The organism is Vibrio scophthalmi LMG 19158, from assembly GCF_000222585.1.
Classification (GTDB): Bacteria; Pseudomonadota; Gammaproteobacteria; order Enterobacterales; family Vibrionaceae; genus Vibrio; species Vibrio scophthalmi.
In genome coordinates this window covers 59,245-76,020 of the sequence record NZ_AFWE01000073.1, presented here as the reverse complement: position 1 = coordinate 76,020, position 16,776 = coordinate 59,245, and the positions used below count along the sequence as shown (strand labels likewise).

Below are 16,776 nucleotides of genomic sequence, written 5' to 3'. Positions count from 1 at the left end.
TTCCTTTTCAAAATATAAGTAAGGCGCTACGACTATCCGTAGCGCCATTAAGTAATTTACAAGAAGCCTTTGCCATAATCCATCGGAGATGTAGCAAAATAACCTGCTAGTGTCTGGCCGATATCCGCAAACGTATCACGCAGGCCTAACGAGCCAGCAGGCACCTTCTGACCGTAAACGATCACTGGGATATGCTCACGTGTATGATCGGTACCTTGCCATGTCGGATCACAACCGTGATCGGCGGTTAGGATCAGGATGTCATCTTCTTGCATCAATTCTAGAACTTCATTGATGCGGCCATCGAAATATTCTAGCGCTGCTGCGTAACCCGCGACGTCACGACGGTGACCGTAAGCAGAGTCAAAATCAACAAAGTTAGTGAAGACAATCGTGTTGTCACCCGCTTGCTTAATCTGCTCTAGCGTTGCATCAAATAGCGCTGGGATGCCGGTCGCTTTTACTTTCTTAGTAATACCGCAGTTCGCATAGATATCAGCAATCTTACCGATTGAAACCACATGACCTTGCTTCTCTTCAACCAGCTTTTGCAAGACGGTGGTTGCTGGCGGCTCAACCGATAAATCGCGACGGTTACCAGTACGTTCAAACTGACCTTTACCTGGGCCAATGAATGGACGAGCGATAACACGGCCAATGTTGTAGTCTGCCAACTCTTCACGAGCGATTTGGCAAAGCTCCAATAGACGCTCAAGGCCGAAAGTCTCTTCATGACACGCAATCTGGAATACAGAATCAGCCGAAGTGTAGAAAATTGGCAAACCCGTTTTCATGTGCTCTTCGCCCAAATCATCAAGCACTTGTGTGCCTGACGCATGGCAGTTGCCTAAATAGTCTTCTAGGCCCGCACGCGCAAGAATGCGATCAGTCAGCTCTTTAGGGAAGCTATTACTCTTATCGGTAAAGTAGCCCCAGTCGAATAATACCGGTACACCGGCAATTTCCCAGTGACCTGACGGAGTATCTTTACCAGAAGAGAGCTCCGCCGCATGACCGTAAGCACCAATGATCTCAACATCACTCTCAAGGCCAGCAGCAAAGTGACCGGTTGATTCTTTGTGCGCCATCGCCAAACCAAGCTTAGATAAATTTGGCAGTTTCAGTGCGCCGCTGCGCTGATCGTTATCGGCTAAACCTTTCGCACACTGCTCTGCAATGTGGCCCATGGTGTCAGCACCAACATCACCAAATTGTGCAGCATCTGCTGTTTCACCAATACCAAATGAGTCTAGGACTAAAATAAATGCTCTTTTCATTGCTCGTTCCTCAGGCCCACTTGGAATTCGTTATTATTAAGTAGGCCTTAATTAAGTTTAAACGTCTTCAGCGCGAATTTGACAATATACGTTTGGCGTTGGGGTGTACTCACCGCCAATTTGAATTGCGTTACGCAGTGCTTTGGCCGCTTCTTGCCACTGCTCTTCAGAGCGGGCATGAATCAGTGCCAATGGTTTATTCTCGTCAGCCACTTCACCTAAGCGAATGAACTGGTCAAAACCAACTGCGTAGTCAATTTCATCCGTCGCCACACGGCGACCACCACCCATAGAAACCACTGCCATACCAATCGCACGGGTATCCATCGCAGAAACCACACCATTTTGCTCAGCAAACACTGGCTTGATGATCTGCGCTTTTTCTAAATAGTTATCGTAGTTCGCAATAAAGTCTGCCGGGCCGCCAAGGCCTGCGACCATCTTGCCAAAACACTCTGCTGCTTTACCGTTATCCAACACTTCCATCAGTTTAGCGTTCGCTTCTTCGCTGTCTTTCGCCAGCTTAGCCAACACCAACATTTCCGCACAAGACGCTAGCGTCACTTCTAGTAAGCGAGGGTTACGGTATTCGCCAGTTAAAAAGCGCACAGCTTCGCGCACTTCAACTGCGTTACCTGCTGACGATGCAAGTACTTGGTTCATATCAGTCAGGATGGCGGTGGTTTTGGTACCTGCGCCATTGGCAACGGCCACGATTGATTTTGCCAGCTCTTCTGATGCTTCGTAAGTTGGCATAAAGGCACCTGAACCTACTTTGACATCCATCACCAGTGACTCAAGACCCGCAGCCAGTTTCTTAGACAGAATTGACGCAGTAATCAACGAGATATTGTCAACGGTTGCGGTGATATCACGCGTTGCGTATACACGCTTATCAGCCGGAGCAAGATCGCCCGTCTGACCGATGATCGCAACACCGGCGTCTTTAGTCACTTGACCAAAGACCTCATTGCTTGGAGTAATGTTGTAGCCAGGGATCGCTTCAAGTTTATCGAGCGTACCACCTGTGTGGCCTAAACCACGACCAGAGATCATCGGAACGAAACCACCACATGCTGCCACCATAGGGCCAAGCATTAAGGACGTTACGTCACCCACGCCACCGGTTGAATGTTTGTCAACAATCGGACCACCGAAGTTCATGTGGCTCCAATCGATGACCATGCCTGAATCACGCATTGCGCACGTTAGGGCAATACGCTCTGGCATCGTCATTTCATTGAAGAAAATCGTCATAGCAAACGCAGCAATCTGACCTTCAGAAACAGTATTGTTTGCTACGCCTTGAATAAAGAAGTTGATCTCGTCGCTGGTCAGCACTTCGCCGTCACGTTTTTTACGAATGATCTCTTGAGGTAAGTACATTAGATCCTCCCATACTCGTGCGAGTTATGGTTGTAGGGAATAGAGGTAGAGATTGAAGTGATGGCTAGCACCACTTCATCAAACAGACAGAATTTTTACACCATCTTCTAAATAGTTGGAGCGGCAGCTAGGCAGCCAGTAAATTCGCTCTATGAGCATAGATAACTATGTGATTAGAGCGAATTTATGCAGCAAACAACGCTGCAGCTTCAAATATGACGAAGAGATTAGTACGCTGCTGGGTCAGCAGTCTCGTCTGTCACTTCTAATGTATTAAGAAGGCTTGTTAGTAGGCTTGATGCACCAAAACGGTAGTGGCGAGCATCAACCCAGTTATCACCTAGGATTTCATCAGCCATTGCTAAGTATGCCGCTGCATCTTCAGCAGTACGTACGCCGCCCGCAGGTTTGAAACCAACGGTCTCAGCAACACCCATATCACGAATCACTTCTAGCATCATACGTGCGTATTCCGGCGTCGCGTTTACTGGCACTTTACCTGTTGAGGTTTTGATGAAGTCAGCGCCCGCTTCGATACAGATTTGCGAAGCTTGCTTGATTAGCGCTTCTTCTTTTAGCTCACCCGTTTCGATGATCACTTTAAGAAGGATATCGCCACACGCTGCTTTACATTGCTTAACTAGCTCAGCGCCCACTTCCGCATTACCCGCAATAAGAGCACGGTATGGGAATACAACGTCAACTTCATCCGCACCGTAGGCAACGGCTGCTTTGGTTTCCGCAACAGCAATCTCGATATCGTCGTTACCGTGAGGGAAGTTAGTTACCGTTGCGATACGTACATTTGGTGTACCTTGTTCGCGAAGTGTCTTCTTAGCAATAGGAATAAAGCGAGGGTAGATACAGATCGCAGCAGTATTGCCAACGGCTGTTTTTGCGTCATGACAAAGTGAAATTACTTTTGCATCTGTGTCGTCATCATTTAGCGTCGTTAGATCCATTAGTTGAAGTGCACGTAACGCTGCTGCTTTTAAATCGCTCATTTCTATCTCCGATAAGTATTCAAAAATGTGACTGCTTCTGGCCTTAAATAGTATAGGTTGAGAACGCAGTTATTGATGAACGGACTTGGTTCCTTGAAGACTCGTGGCAAATAGCGAATCTGCCCCAATTGCTATCCTTGTCACCGCACAGTACCAGTTTGGCCTATGGCACAACAATCTATGATTGCGGTGTCTTTAATATCATATAGTGCGCAAAAACGCTTGCGCTATATACCTCTGGAGAGCATTGATTTGCTAACCAGTTAAAATTCATTGCTGAGTCGAATCCATTCCAACCCAAATTGCATTGATGGCTCTACATTATCGACATTCACCGCAAAACTGTAGTAACAAAAAGAACGCAAACGGTTTGTATCTCAAAAAAGTTAGCTCGAACTTTCGTGCATATCCGAAGTGAAAAGCACAGCAAAACATGGCCACGAACATTCAAGCAAAAAAATACCCCGCAGCAATCTCTTGCTACAGGGCATCGTGTCAAGTGACGTCTATATTATCGAGCGCTTATTACATGCTTGATAGTGTTAGACAGAAACCTGCAATTGTTGCTGCCATTAGGTTAGATAGCGTACCCGCAAGTACCGCTTTAACACCCATACGTGCGATGTCGCTGCGACGGCTTGGTGCTAGAGAACCTAGGCCACCTAGTAGAATCGCGATAGATGAAAGGTTCGCGAAACCACAAAGTGCAAATGAGATGATAGCCATTGTCTTCGGCGACATGATTTCGCCAGTCGCAGGAACTACCGCATCAGCAACCAATACACCATCAACAAGGTGAGGAATGTATGGAGTGAAGTTTAGGTAAGCAACGAATTCGTTCACAACCAGTTTTTGACCGATGAATGAACCAGCAAAGATTGCTTCGTCCATTGGCACACCGATTAGGAATGCTAGTGGAGAGAACGCGTAACCTAGAATCAGTTCTAGGGTCAGTTCAGGCATACCGAACCAACCACCGATGCCACCAAGCATACCGTTGATTAGCGCGATTAGACCTACGAATGCGATTAGCATTGCACCAACGTTTAGCGCTAGTTGTAGACCTGCTGCTGCGCCGCCTGCTGCTGCGTCAATCACGTTTGCAGGTTTGTCGTCGCCGCCATCCATTGCTTCTTGGATGTCTTCTTGAGGCTTATCAACTTCTGGGTACAGAATCTTAGCGAACAGTAGACCACCAGGTGCTGCCATGAATGATGCTGCTACTAGGTACTCTAGTGGCACACCCATTTGCGCGTAACCTGCTAGTACACCACCAGCAACGGATGCAAGACCACCACACATTACTGCAAATAGCTCAGATTGTGTCATCTTAGGTACAAACGGACGAACCACTAGTGGTGCTTCAGTTTGACCTACGAAAATGTTAGCTGCTGCAGACATTGATTCCGCACGAGAAGTGCCAAGCGCTTTTTGTAGTGCGCCACCAAGAATGCGGATAACCCACTGCATAACGCCGATGTAGTAAAGAACCGAAATCAGTGCAGAGAAGAAAATTAGCGTTGGAAGTACGCGGAATGCGAAGATGAAACCGCCGCCACCGAATAGTTCGAACATCTTGCCAGAAACAAGACCGCCGAATAGGAAGTCGGTACCTGCGTTACCATAGTTGATAACGTTAGAAACCCCTTGTGAAAAACCGTTTAATAGATCACGGCCCCATGGTACGTATAAAACGAATGCACCAAGGATAAATTGGATAGCGAAAGCGCCACCCACAGTTCTAAAATTGATAGCTTTGCGGTTAGATGAAAATGCAAATGCAATAGCAAGAAGCACTACCATACCGACTAGGCTCATAAACAGGCTCATAGTTTATGACTTCCTTATAAGTTATTTGTTGGCGTGTTACAAAATGGAGCTCAAAAAGCGGGGCAATTATACTCATCCCACCTATGATAAAGTAATGTGCCCTTCACACTTTCTGATACGATTCACGCATTGTTCAATCACAAATGTGATCACGATCAATAAAATCACTCTTCAAATTCACAAAGCGTACAAACATTTTAGAATTTATTCACAAATATTTAGGGCCAAATTGCTATTACGCCAAACGTTATCAGCAACCGTTTGCCTATCTTTATTCTGCAATTGTGCCAAATGCTGTAAAACCAGAGGCAAACGTTTGGGATGATTGGGCTCACCTTGATAACCCATTAACGGCATATCTGGGGCATCCGTCTCCAACACTAAAGCAGAAAGAGGTAATTGCGCGACGGCTTGACGAGTTTTATTTGCACGCGGGTAAGTGATCACGCCACCAATGCCGAGATAGAAACCTAAATCGATAAATTGCATTGCTTGCTGATAACTGCCCGAAAACCCATGCAGTATGCCACCATATTCAAAGCGCGCTTGTTTAAGCAATTGAATCAGCCGATTGTGCGTTTTTCGCCCATGGAGAATAAGTGGCAAACGATGCTGTTTGGCCAACTCAATTTGAGCAATAAAAATGGCTTCCTGCTGTGCCATAGGGACATCAACCATCGCATCTAAACCACACTCACCAATCGCAACACAGCGCGAGACGCGCTCAGTCATTTGAACGTCTAAAAGCACCACATCATTGAGAGACTGCTGAGTAAGAAAATAAGGATGGAAACCCAACGCATAATAGAGTGCCGGAAACTGCTTACTTAGTGAGGCTAAGCGTGACCAGTTTTCAGGCCCAGTAGCAGGCAGTAGCACACGCTCAACTCCAACTTGCTGAGCACTTTGTAGCTGTTGTTCAATATTCGCTGCAAATGGTGCAAAATCCAAATGACAGTGGGTATCAAAAAGGCGCATCACTGCTGCGCCTTAGAAGAGGGTTTGGGTTGCTCTTGCAAAGTTGGTTCTGCACGATAAGCAACGCAACTGCGTTTTTGCTCTGGGGTTAGCCCCATCGACTGACACCATTGATCGTATTTTTTTAACCAACGTGTAAACCAAGCCCACATAAGCCGTTCCTTTTACTGCTCTTCGCGTTTAAACACGAGATCTGTCGGGGTCGACTCTTCTTCGACAAAGTAATAGCCCGCCACATCAAACTGGGTCAAATCAGCGACGCTTGAGATGCGATTCTCAATAATATAGCGCGCCATCATGCCACGTGCTTTTTTCGCATAGAAACTGATCACCTTGTACTGACCATTTTTGCAATCTTTGAAGATCGGCGTAATCACCTGCGCATCGAGTGCTTTTGGTTTCACCGCTTTAAAGTACTCATTCGATGCTAGATTGATCAGTACATTGTCGCCTTGTTCGCTGATCGCTTGGTTCAACTTATCGGTGATCACGTTGCCCCAGAACTGATACAAGTTACTTCCGTTTGTATTGGCTAACTTAGTGCCCATCTCAAGACGGTAGGGTTGCATAAGGTCGAGCGGCTTGAGCAGGCCATATAAGCCAGACAACATGCGCAGATGCTGCTGTGCATAGTCGAAATCGTCCTCTGACAGCGTTTCAGCGTCTAAACCGGTATAGACGTCACCTTTAAAGGCTAAGATCGCCTGACGGGCGTTCTGCGGCGTAAACGTCTCACTCCACTCTTGGAAGCGACCAACATTCAAATCAGCAATTTTGTCGCTGACCTTCATCAAACTCGCCACATCAGCAGGCGTCAACTGGCGACACACGTCAATCAGCTGCTTAGAATACTCAACCAACTCCGGTTGAGTGAACTTTTCTGTCGCCAATGGCGACTCATAATCCAAGGTCTTCGCAGGGGATACAACTATCAGCATGACTTTACTCTTCCATTTATCATCAGATGATTAGAGTACAAAAAAAGCCATGCAATGTCTGCATGGCTTTATGTATCGATTTAATCGTTTCTATCTATTGGCAACGACTATTTTTTCTTCTCGTCGGTATACCAGATGCCTTCTTCAAGCTGAGATTTCAGCTCTGGGTACTCATTGGCATCAAACGTCGGCAATTTGCCTTCTTTTAACTGACGGTTGTAGTCTTTCGCCAGCTTAATCACCGTACCAGAAAGTAAGATGATCGCGACCAAGTTCACAATCGCCATTAGACCCATGGAGACATCAGCTAATGCCCATACCACTGGCAGTGAAGCTAGCGCGCCAAACATCACCATACCAAGAACAATAATACGGAACAGGCCAAGACCCGCTTTATGATTATGCTCTAAGAAGATTAAGTTCGTTTCAGCATACGAGTAGTTCGCAATGATAGAGGTGAAAGCGAAGAAGAAAATCGCCACCGCAACAAAAATGCTACCCCAATTGCCCACTTGAGAGCTCAACGCAGCTTGAGTCAGTTCGATACCCGTCACTTGACCACCTGGTACAAACTCACCTGACATCAAGATGATCGATACTGTCGCCGAACAGATCACAATCGTATCGACAAAAACACCCAACATTTGCACATAACCTTGCGAAGCAGGGTGTGGTGGATATGGTGTTGCAGAAGCAGCCGCGTTTGGCGCAGAACCCATACCCGCTTCGTTTGAGAATAGGCCGCGTTTCACACCGTTAATCATCGCTTGAGCAATCGCATAACCCACACCACCAGCAGCGGCTTCTTGCAGGCCAAAAGCACTCTTCACAATCAAGGTTAGGATTGCTGGCAATTTTTCGATATTGGCGATCATCACAAACAGTGCAAGCGCTAAATAAGCTGTTGCCATGATTGGCACAACCAACTCTGCCACGCGTGCAATACGCTTGATACCACCAAAAATTACAATCGCCGATAGCGCAACCACGACAACACCCACGTACTGATCATCCCAACCAAATGCATTGTGCATTGCGTTGGCAATCGAGTTCGCTTGAACCGCGTTGAAAACCAGACCAAAAGCGATAATCAGGAAAATAGAGAACAGGATGCCCATCCAGCGCATGCCCAACCCTTTTTCCATGTAGTAAGCAGGGCCACCACGGTAGTTGCCATCATCATCTTTGGTTTTGTAAAGCTGTGCGAGTGTACTTTCGGCAAATGAAGTTGCCATACCCAGCATGGCAATCAACCACATCCAGAAGATAGCGCCAGGGCCACCAGCGGTTAGTGCTACAGCAACACCGGCCATGTTACCGGTACCGACACGTGCAGCGAGACTGGTACAAAGAGCTTGGAAAGAAGAAATACCAGCTTTGTCTGCTTTACGACTGTTCTTCAACACTGAGAACATATGGCCAAAATGGCGGAACTGAATGAATCCTAGACGGATAGTAAAGTAGACGCCCACGCCGACCAAAAGATAAACAAGAATCGACCCCCAAAGCAGGTCATTCATTAAATTAATTAAGTCTGTCATAACATCCTCATAGTGAGTTTCGTCGATTTTGCATCCTTGCCATCCATCTAGCTGCGTCACCAAGTGTCAATTCTTGGTAGTGTATGTTTTATTTTTGGCAGCTGAGATCTGTAAAACTCGCTTCATGCTTCCGTTTCACGTACCGACGTAATTTTTGACGGGCGGATAATGCAGTGAAGAATAGCAAAAATCAATATGCAAACACACGCATTACAATGTTATTTTTCACTATAAACTCACTAATAGTTAACACAAAAAAGAACAAATCAACCACAAAATCAGCACAACAACATCAACTATTAACAACAAGCCAAATCTATCAATAGCAATAAAAACGCCATCCGATAAAAGTAGGCTAACACCTTGTCTCTACTGGTTTTACCAGCAAATTTGTGTGATTTACCCCCCATTTTGTATGTTACCTATCGGATGAGGGGGCAAGAGCAAGGTTGATTAGCATTTTAGCGCCAACTTAAAACAGCCAGTTAACATCAAAAATAGCTAAAATTAATCGTTTTCACACTGACAACTGAACGTTTTTTATACAGCACGCTCTTCTAAAAAGGTACATCGAGCACAAAAAGCCATAAAAATTTCATTGGATCGCAACAAATGAGAAATCAATCATAGATACCCTTCAATCTCAATGGTATTTAATCTAACCAATAACAACGTACAACAGAGGTGGCATATGGATGGCTTGAACTTTGATGAGATGATGGAGATGGACTTTTCACGAGGTCGCTCAGCAAAATCAAAACCTGTTAAACGTAAATGGCGAGAAATAGAGGCAATTCAAGATCGTCGTCGCTTAGAAAAAGAGCTGCTTGATATGGATATCGGATTAGATAAGTTGGAAAATTTAGAATTTTAGTCAATAAAGGAGGCGCCAAGGCGCCTCTTTATTTTACCGCTCGTATGATAAACGTTAAATACACTCTTTATCTGTCGCGCGCACGCGTTTCGCCAGTTGCGCATATTGCTCAGCAATCGTATCCCCAAAGACAGGATCGTCATCTGTACCACTATAGAGCGTTTCCACGTGTTGCCAATCTTCGACACTAAATCGGTCACAAATCATCGGCAAAATATTTTTCTCTTCCAGCTCTAAGTGTGACTTCTGCGCATTCATGAACGCTTCCAATTGCTCAATAAACAGATGATGCGGTACCACAGCATCTTGCAAGATCATCTCGACAATATTCATAAACGCATGCGTTTTACATTCCAACAACTTGTGCTCAAATTCTAAGTTGTCCATATCATCATGCGCACCGTAATGTTCACGGTAATAGTGATAAAGAATATCCTCTTTCGGATGATGATATTTCTCTGAATATTCAGACAAGTAATCGACCACCTCTTTAATCAAGCTGTAATTGACTGGCTGTTCTTGCTTTAGCAATTCCACTTTATTGGCAAGGATAGCGAGTAGACGCACCATATAGCCATGTTCACGCCTGATTTGTTCAATCATCATAGCGTTTCTCCTTAAACACATAATCTTTGTAAGTGTATAAGAAAACGCCAATAAAGGTTTAGAGGCTGTTCAAAAAAAGACCAGATTAGTAACTAAAATCAATACGAGTAATTGAAAAATAAAGAGAAGCCCATCAGGCTTCTCTCGTAATATTCGTTGAGTCGTTGAGCTAACTCAGTTAAACCCGCTCAGGCAGTATCCAATCAATCGGCTTCAAGCCTTGTGCGGTTAAGTGCTGGTTAGCCAAAGAAAAGTGATGGCAACCAAAGAAACCACGGTGAGCCGACAGCGGTGATGGGTGGGGAGCTTCTAGTACATGGTGCTTTGAGCGATCAATAAAGCGTCCTTTTTTCTGCGCATGCGCTCCCCAGAGTAGAAACACAATGCCACTGCCATATTGGTCAAGTGCTGCAATCACTTTATCGGTATAGGTTTCCCATCCAGTTGTTTTTGCATGAGAGTGCGCTTTACCCTGCTCAACCGTTAACACAGTATTGAGTAATAGCACCCCTTGTTCAGCCCAAGATTGCAAATAGCCATGCTGTGGAATAGTAAACCCCTCCACATCTTGCGCGAGCTCTTTGTACATATTGACTAAAGAAGGCGGTGTTTTTACTCCTGGTAGAACCGAGAAGCATAAGCCATGTGCTTGATCTGGTCCGTGGTAAGGATCTTGGCCTAAAACAACCACTTTTACGTCGGCAAATGGCGTAGCATCAAAGGCGTTAAAAACATCGGCTTCAGGAGGAAAAACCACCTTACCCTCTGCGCGCTGCTCAGCGACATAACTCAGCGTTTGCTGAAAATAAGGTTGCTGCTGCTCGTCGCCGATCACATCATCCCAAGTCAATAACTTAGCCATTATGATTGTCCTCTATATAGATACCGCTATTGTCGCAAAAAAACATGCAAAAACGAATCAACAAGATGATCGGCGATGGGCATGAAATTACGCTTGGCTATGCCACTCACGCAACTGCTTGATTTCCAAGGGCCACAGCTCTGGTTCTATGGTTTCAAGAATGAGAGGGATCGCATCAAACCGGCTATCTTTAGCTATGTACTCAAAACAGTCCCAACCAATGGCTCCTTTACCCAGCGCATGGTGTCGATCAACCTTGCTACCCAATGTCGATTTGGAATCATTAATGTGCATTGCACGCAAGTAATGCATGCCCACTACTTGATCAAACTCGGCAAACGTTACTTCACACGCTTCATGGCTAGAGAGATCATAACCTGCTGCAAAGGTATGGCAGGTATCAAGGCATACGCCAACACGAGATTTATCTTCTACTTGATCGATGATCGCCGCGAGATGTTCAAAACGCCAACCAAGGTTTGAGCCTTGCCCTGCAGTATTTTCGATTACGGCTATCACATCTGGTACAGCTTGGTGCGCTAAGTTTATTGAATGAGCGATTTTCGCCAAACACTCAGCTTCAGAGATCTTGTTAAGGTGACTGCCGGGATGAAAATTGAGCAGCGTTAACCCCAATTGATGACATCGTTCCATTTCATCAATAAAAGCGGCGCGCGATTTTTCTAATTTCTCTTCTTCTGGCGCACCTAAGTTAATCAAGTAAGAGTCATGAGGCAAAATGTGCTCGGCGCTAAAGCCCAGCATTTTACAGTTAGCTTTAAAAGCGCTAATGGTTTTGGCTTCAAGCGGTTTTGCTACCCATTGACGCTGATTTTTAGTGAAAAGCGCAAAAGCATTGGCGCCAATTTCACGTGCTCGCATCGGCGCTTGATCAACCCCACCAGCGGCAGAAACATGCGCACCGATATACTTAGTTCCGAAATTTTTGTTCATGTTATTTAATCACTTTACTCTTTCAGTTTGACCACCACCTAACAAGTAGTTAGTCCGCATAGTTGACTTAAAAACGGTCATTTTGTAGTAAAATTACAACAAAATGACCGTTGTAACTATTTTTTATATTATAAAATAAATTGTAATTTGCAGTTTTTAAAGACTTTTATTGATTTAACGCAATAAAATCACCTTCAAAAAAATAAGGTTTTTAGTTGTTTTTTGACCTAAATCAATATTATTATAATGGATATTAGCTATATAATACTTAGCTCAACAAAAATATTGAAAATTAACACCAATAACACCACAGAAAATGTGGATTAGGAGACAGTAATGATTCAAGGTATTCAGATTACTAAAGCAGCTAACGACGATCTACTAAACTCTATCTGGCTACTAGACAGCGAAAAGAACGAAGCACGTTGTGTTGCGGCATCTGCTGGCTACCAAGCTGACCAAGTTATTGCTATTAACGATCTAGGCGAATACGAAAGCCGTGAAGTGGCAATCGAAACTGCACCACGCATTGAAGGTGGTCAACACCTAAACGTTAACGTTCTACGTCGCGAAACTCTTGAAGACGCCGTTGCTCACCCAGAGAACTACCCACAGCTAACCATCCGTGTATCGGGCTACGCTGTACGTTTCAACTCTCTAACGACTGAGCAGCAACGCGACGTTATCGCACGTACGTTCACTGAATCTCTATAATTTAGCTCGTCTCTGACGAAGGTAAATTTAGACACGCATTTGAAAAGCAGGCCTTGGCCTGCTTTTCTTTTCTTCGCCATCTAAAACAGACGAAACATCTCAAAAAATACCGCAAATAGAAGCCTAAAGAATCTATCCCGGTAGCGCAAAAGAAAGAAAAACAAAAAGAGGCAATACCAAAGGAGATGTTGATTCCATCTCGTGTTGGATTCTGTCGCACTCTTTTCACTTTCTAAGCTAAATTTCTCCAGCTCATAACAAGTAGAACAAGCAAAGACTTGTTTTGATTGGTACAAACACACTGTCGGCAAACCATTTGAAAAAATGGGACGCAAAGCTTCCGGTCTAACGATAAAATTTATCCACGATAGCGGAGCCGCCACTTGATCGCTCAATCAAGTGTTGAGGGTTTATCGCCCTTTTCACATGCCGAGGTGTGGCAATTTTTTGTCAACCTAAAAAGGAACATGTGATGAAATCACGTCCAAATAAAACCTTATTGGCACTCGCTCTTACCGCTCTAAGTGGGCAAGTCGCCGCACATGGCTACATCTCTGCGTTCAATGATGGCATCGCAGCAAGCCGTGTTGCGCTATGTAAATTCCCAACCTCTGATACTAATGAGAAAAACAGCAACTGTGGTGCCATTCAATATGAACCACAAAGTGTGGAAGGCCCTGAAGGCTTCCCTGAAGCTGGCCCCGCTGATGGCAAAATTGCCAGTGCACAATCAGCACTGGCCACAGCATTAGATGAACAAACTGCGGATCGTTGGGTTAAGCGCCCAATCACGGCTGGACAGCAAAACTTTGAGTGGACCTTTACTGCCAACCACGTCACTCGCGATTGGAAATACTACATCACTAAAGCGGATTGGAATCCAAATGCGCAACTATCACGAGCGTCGTTTGATCTGAATCCGTTCTGTGTCATCGAAGGCAATATGGTGCAACCGCCAAAGCAAGTTAGCCATGCGTGTAACATCCCTGAGCGTAAGGGCTACCATGTCATTCTTGCAGTTTGGGATGTGGGCGATACTGCCGCAGCATTCTACAATGTGATTGATGTGCAATTTGATGGTCAAGGCCCTGTGCTTCCAGAATGGAATCAAGCTGGCCAGATTTCACCAACTATCGATCTTAATATCGGCGATCGCGTCTTTACCCGCGTATTTGATCACGCTGGTGAAAACCAAGCTTATCGTACTGAATTAGCGATCGATAGCCCTGCCCTAACTCAAGCTAAAAATTGGTCTTATGCTCTAGCAAGCAAGGTAAACCAAGAGCAAACAGCGATCAAAGCAGGCCAACTACAACAAGGCACTTTCACCCCTGTTTACGGTACCAATCCGATCTATTTACAAAACGATAGCCAACTCACTCGTGTAGAAATTGGCTATGAGATTGACACGGTTGTTCCCGATTACGCACTTAACATTGCAGGCTTACAATCTGAATATACTGTCACAGAACAACCGACTGAACTGGCATTGACGCTAAATGCTAGCGGTGATCTGCACGCGGAGTTAACGGTTTATAATCATGGCCGTGAAGCGCTGGCGAGTTGGAGTGGCGAACTGGTAGATGGTGAATCTAAAGCGGTCGATCTCACGCTGGCTAAATCTCAAGCGGGCCACCATATGCTGATCAGCCGAATCAAAGATCAGGCTGGCAACTTGATCAATCAAGAAACGTTAGATTTCCATCTTGTAGCTGAGGTAACACCACCAGCGGGTGACTATGATTTTGTCTTCCCTAACGGCCTTGATAACTACACTGCTGGCACAAAAGTGTTAGCGAGCGATGGTCAAGTTTATCAATGTAAACCTTTCCCATACTCAGGCTACTGCTCACAGTGGACTGAAAACGCAACCCAATACCAACCAGCAACCGGTTCTCACTGGACAATGGCATGGGATAAAGTGAACTAAGTTCCTAGCGATCACAATTTTTAAAGAAGAAACAGTAACGGCTCTTTATTAAGTGCCGTTTTTATGTGCGTTGCCAATGGCGTTGCGCTACAGTGAGGTATTCATTCCGATTTTTCATAAGTCACTCTATGTTGCTTGAAGGTATTGAAACACTTCTGACGTTAAGCAAAGCTAAAACCATGAGTCGCACGGGTAGCTTGCTCTACATTAGCCAATCGGCAGTGAGTAAACGCATTGCTAACTTAGAAAAGAAACTGGGCAAGAAGCTGATTGTTCCCGACGGCAGAAACGTGCAGCTAACACGTGAAGCGCTCAATCTTATTGAGAGTATCGGTCCCACTTTTAATGAGTTACGTGGGCTTATTTATGAACAGCAAAACATCATTGAGAACAGCCCTTTAAAGCTGGACTGTTCTGAAACTCTGGTTGCCGGTTACTTAGCGGAAATATTAGGCGAGTATTTTACTCATGATCCTTACCTAAGCATCACGACCAATCATACGCCAAGAATTATTGAGCATGTTCAATCCGGAAAAGCACACCTTGGGATTTGTGCTGGTAACCTCCCCACACACCACCAACTGATGGCTTTTCATCTCTTTGATGAACCCTTCTACATTGTCTTTAATCGCCCAATCAGTAAGCTGCCAGAGACAATCATCACCAATGATCTCTCCAACCCAGCCAACTCATACCAACAAGCGATTCTAAGCCAACTCAATATGTTGCCCATCATGCAGATGGACTCTTACGTGGCGGCCGCAAGGTTAGCACTGGCAGGTATTGCCCCGGCACTAGTGCCGTTATCGGTGATAAAAACACTCAATATTGAGGAAAAACAGTGCCACTATTTTTCCTCACTGCAACCGCTTTCACGCCCCATTCACATCTGTGTGCGTCCGGCGTCCTATCGTAATAGCCGCATTAAAACATTGATAGCAACCATTGGTGATGCTGTTGCCAAAGTAACTTTCCTGCCATCAACATCGACATAATGATCACTAAAGGTCTTATCCATTTTTGACCTTTAGTCACCACCACTCGCGCGCCAAGTTGAGCGCCGAGAAAACCACCCACGGCCATCACTAAGCCTAGCTCCCATACCGGCAAACCCGCGAGAATGAAGAACAATAACGCCGCAATATTCGAGGTAAAGTTCAACACCTTAGTACGCGCCGTCGCATCCACCAGCGAAAAATGCCCTAACGCGACAAAACAAACAGTAAAAATTGAACCGGTTCCTGGGCCAAAAAAACCATCATAAAAACCAACACCGCCACCAACACAAAAAGCAAACATTGCCTCAGAAATTTTTGCTTTACCTTGCTGCTCGCGAGTTTTTGGCATTAATAAGAAGTAGAGAGAAATGGCCACCAGCAATAGTGGGATCAAACTGGTCAACACCCCAGCATCAATATGCTGCACCGATTCTGCACCAACTGCTGAACCAATAAAGGTACACGCAATCGCCAGTCGCATCTCTTTAATGCTGACAATGCCATTACGGACAAAATACCAAGTAGCAGAAAAGCTGCCAAATGAGCTTTGCAGTTTATTGGTCGCCAGCGCTTGAGTTGGCGGAACACCCGCCGCAAGCAATGCAGGAAGTGTTAATAAACCACCACCACCAGCCATCGCATCAATAAAGCCAGCCAAGCTTGCCACCAAAAACAGCAGTGTGAGTATTTCGAATGAAAGTTCCATTTGTTCGTCACGGTAGTAAATCCAATAGGGTTAAGTTATCACTACTCAATCAATTCAGTTAACGAAAGATTCGATTATCACTCATTCCCATTATTCATCAATTCCAATGTCGGTAGAAAATCCGTCAATGCCGATTACCAAGGCATAAAAAAACCCGCTCAAATGAGCGGGCTTAATA

16 protein-coding genes and 1 riboswitch are annotated in these 16,776 nt (G+C 45.1%); of the genes, 4 read left to right on the top strand and 12 right to left on the bottom strand.

The features are described from left to right. Positions 1-56 precede the first annotated feature (56 nt). The 8 genes from deoB to RH88_RS05680 form a co-directional block, all read right to left on the bottom strand. Positions 57-1,277: a phosphopentomutase gene (gene deoB, locus RH88_RS05710; RefSeq protein WP_005594111.1), complete on the bottom strand. Its 1,221-nt coding sequence runs from the start codon at positions 1,275-1,277 to the stop codon at positions 57-59. Between the two features lie 57 nt (positions 1,278-1,334). Further along, positions 1,335-2,663, bottom strand: a complete 1,329-nt coding sequence (deoA, locus tag RH88_RS05705; protein ID WP_005594110.1) for a thymidine phosphorylase — start codon at positions 2,661-2,663, stop codon at positions 1,335-1,337. A gap of 227 nt (positions 2,664-2,890) precedes the next feature. Further along, a complete protein-coding gene (gene deoC / locus RH88_RS05700; protein WP_005594109.1) occupies positions 2,891-3,667 on the bottom strand; it encodes a deoxyribose-phosphate aldolase in 777 nt (258 codons plus the stop codon). A 525-nt stretch (positions 3,668-4,192) separates the two neighbouring features. Continuing rightward, positions 4,193-5,497, bottom strand: coding sequence for a NupC/NupG family nucleoside CNT transporter (locus tag RH88_RS05695; protein WP_005594108.1), 1,305 nt, complete (start codon positions 5,495-5,497; stop codon positions 4,193-4,195). A gap of 204 nt (positions 5,498-5,701) precedes the next feature. After that, positions 5,702-6,475 carry a TatD family hydrolase gene (locus tag RH88_RS05690; protein WP_005594106.1) on the bottom strand — a complete coding sequence of 258 codons (774 nt, stop codon included), beginning with the start codon at positions 6,473-6,475 and terminating at the stop codon, positions 5,702-5,704. Continuing rightward, positions 6,475-6,627 carry a DUF5363 family protein gene (locus RH88_RS23545; protein WP_005594104.1) on the bottom strand — a complete coding sequence of 51 codons (153 nt, stop codon included), beginning with the start codon at positions 6,625-6,627 and terminating at the stop codon, positions 6,475-6,477. Before RH88_RS23545 ends, RH88_RS05690 begins: the two co-directional genes overlap by 1 nt. 12 nt (positions 6,628-6,639) lie before the next feature. After that, positions 6,640-7,413, bottom strand: coding sequence for a peroxide stress protein YaaA (gene yaaA / locus RH88_RS05685; RefSeq protein WP_005594102.1), 774 nt, complete (start codon positions 7,411-7,413; stop codon positions 6,640-6,642). 107 nt (positions 7,414-7,520) lie between these two features. Further along, positions 7,521-8,954 (bottom strand): alanine/glycine:cation symporter family protein, encoded by a 1,434-nt coding sequence (locus tag RH88_RS05680; protein ID WP_005594100.1) that lies wholly within the window; start codon positions 8,952-8,954, stop codon positions 7,521-7,523. 691 nt (positions 8,955-9,645) lie between these two features. Between RH88_RS05680 and RH88_RS05675 the strand changes: the two genes are divergently transcribed. Further along, complete coding sequence (locus RH88_RS05675; protein WP_005594097.1) at positions 9,646-9,828, top strand: DUF3545 family protein; 183 nt, start codon at positions 9,646-9,648, stop codon at positions 9,826-9,828. A gap of 54 nt (positions 9,829-9,882) precedes the next feature. Here RH88_RS05675 and RH88_RS05670 read toward each other — a convergent pair whose 3' ends face one another. The 3 genes from RH88_RS05670 to nfo all read right to left on the bottom strand — a co-directional run bounded on the left by RH88_RS05670 (position 9,883) and on the right by nfo (position 12,250). Continuing rightward, on the bottom strand, positions 9,883-10,434 hold the full coding sequence (locus RH88_RS05670; RefSeq protein WP_005594096.1) for a hemerythrin domain-containing protein: 552 nt from the start codon (positions 10,432-10,434) through the stop codon (positions 9,883-9,885). Between the two features lie 178 nt (positions 10,435-10,612). After that, positions 10,613-11,296 (bottom strand): uracil-DNA glycosylase, encoded by a 684-nt coding sequence (gene ung, locus RH88_RS05665; protein WP_005594095.1) that lies wholly within the window; start codon positions 11,294-11,296, stop codon positions 10,613-10,615. Positions 11,297-11,383: 87 nt separating this feature from the next. Next, positions 11,384-12,250: a deoxyribonuclease IV gene (nfo, locus tag RH88_RS05660; protein ID WP_005594093.1), complete on the bottom strand. Its 867-nt coding sequence runs from the start codon at positions 12,248-12,250 to the stop codon at positions 11,384-11,386. Between the two features lie 336 nt (positions 12,251-12,586). Between nfo and grcA the strand changes: the two genes are divergently transcribed. From grcA to RH88_RS05645, 3 genes are all read left to right on the top strand, one after another. Then, entirely contained in the window at positions 12,587-12,964 is a 378-nt protein-coding gene (gene grcA, locus RH88_RS05655; protein WP_005594091.1) for an autonomous glycyl radical cofactor GrcA, read from the top strand. 296 nt (positions 12,965-13,260) lie between these two features. Continuing rightward, a riboswitch (cyclic di-GMP riboswitch) is annotated at positions 13,261-13,348 on the top strand. Positions 13,349-13,436: 88 nt separating this feature from the next. Then, complete coding sequence (gbpA, locus tag RH88_RS05650; RefSeq protein WP_005594090.1) at positions 13,437-14,894, top strand: N-acetylglucosamine-binding protein GbpA; 1,458 nt, start codon at positions 13,437-13,439, stop codon at positions 14,892-14,894. 128 nt (positions 14,895-15,022) lie between these two features. Continuing rightward, a complete protein-coding gene (locus RH88_RS05645; protein WP_005594089.1) occupies positions 15,023-15,889 on the top strand; it encodes a LysR family transcriptional regulator in 867 nt (288 codons plus the stop codon). Here the strand turns inward: RH88_RS05645 and RH88_RS05640 are convergent. Beyond that, on the bottom strand, positions 15,819-16,598 hold the full coding sequence (locus RH88_RS05640; protein ID WP_005594088.1) for a TSUP family transporter: 780 nt from the start codon (positions 16,596-16,598) through the stop codon (positions 15,819-15,821). The two genes, RH88_RS05645 and RH88_RS05640, sit on opposite strands and share 71 nt — an antisense overlap. Positions 16,599-16,776 lie beyond the last annotated feature (178 nt).

Coding starts and splice junctions, on each gene's coding strand:
- ung (WP_005594095.1), bottom strand. CDS start 11,296: ATGGCTAAGTTATTGACTTGGGATGATGTGATCGGCGACGAGCAGCAG.
- gbpA (WP_005594090.1), top strand. CDS start 13,437: ATGAAATCACGTCCAAATAAAACCTTATTGGCACTCGCTCTTACCGCT.
- deoC (WP_005594109.1), bottom strand. CDS start 3,667: ATGAGCGATTTAAAAGCAGCAGCGTTACGTGCACTTCAACTAATGGAT.
- RH88_RS05640 (WP_005594088.1), bottom strand. CDS start 16,598: ATGGAACTTTCATTCGAAATACTCACACTGCTGTTTTTGGTGGCAAGC.
- deoA (WP_005594110.1), bottom strand. CDS start 2,663: ATGTACTTACCTCAAGAGATCATTCGTAAAAAACGTGACGGCGAAGTG.
- RH88_RS05645 (WP_005594089.1), top strand. CDS start 15,023: ATGTTGCTTGAAGGTATTGAAACACTTCTGACGTTAAGCAAAGCTAAA.
- deoB (WP_005594111.1), bottom strand. CDS start 1,277: ATGAAAAGAGCATTTATTTTAGTCCTAGACTCATTTGGTATTGGTGAA.
- yaaA (WP_005594102.1), bottom strand. CDS start 7,413: ATGCTGATAGTTGTATCCCCTGCGAAGACCTTGGATTATGAGTCGCCA.
- RH88_RS05670 (WP_005594096.1), bottom strand. CDS start 10,434: ATGATGATTGAACAAATCAGGCGTGAACATGGCTATATGGTGCGTCTA.
- RH88_RS05680 (WP_005594100.1), bottom strand. CDS start 8,954: ATGACAGACTTAATTAATTTAATGAATGACCTGCTTTGGGGGTCGATT.
- nfo (WP_005594093.1), bottom strand. CDS start 12,250: ATGAACAAAAATTTCGGAACTAAGTATATCGGTGCGCATGTTTCTGCC.
- RH88_RS05690 (WP_005594106.1), bottom strand. CDS start 6,475: ATGCGCCTTTTTGATACCCACTGTCATTTGGATTTTGCACCATTTGCA.
- RH88_RS05695 (WP_005594108.1), bottom strand. CDS start 5,497: ATGAGCCTGTTTATGAGCCTAGTCGGTATGGTAGTGCTTCTTGCTATT.
- grcA (WP_005594091.1), top strand. CDS start 12,587: ATGATTCAAGGTATTCAGATTACTAAAGCAGCTAACGACGATCTACTA.
- RH88_RS23545 (WP_005594104.1), bottom strand. CDS start 6,627: ATGTGGGCTTGGTTTACACGTTGGTTAAAAAAATACGATCAATGGTGT.
- RH88_RS05675 (WP_005594097.1), top strand. CDS start 9,646: ATGGATGGCTTGAACTTTGATGAGATGATGGAGATGGACTTTTCACGA.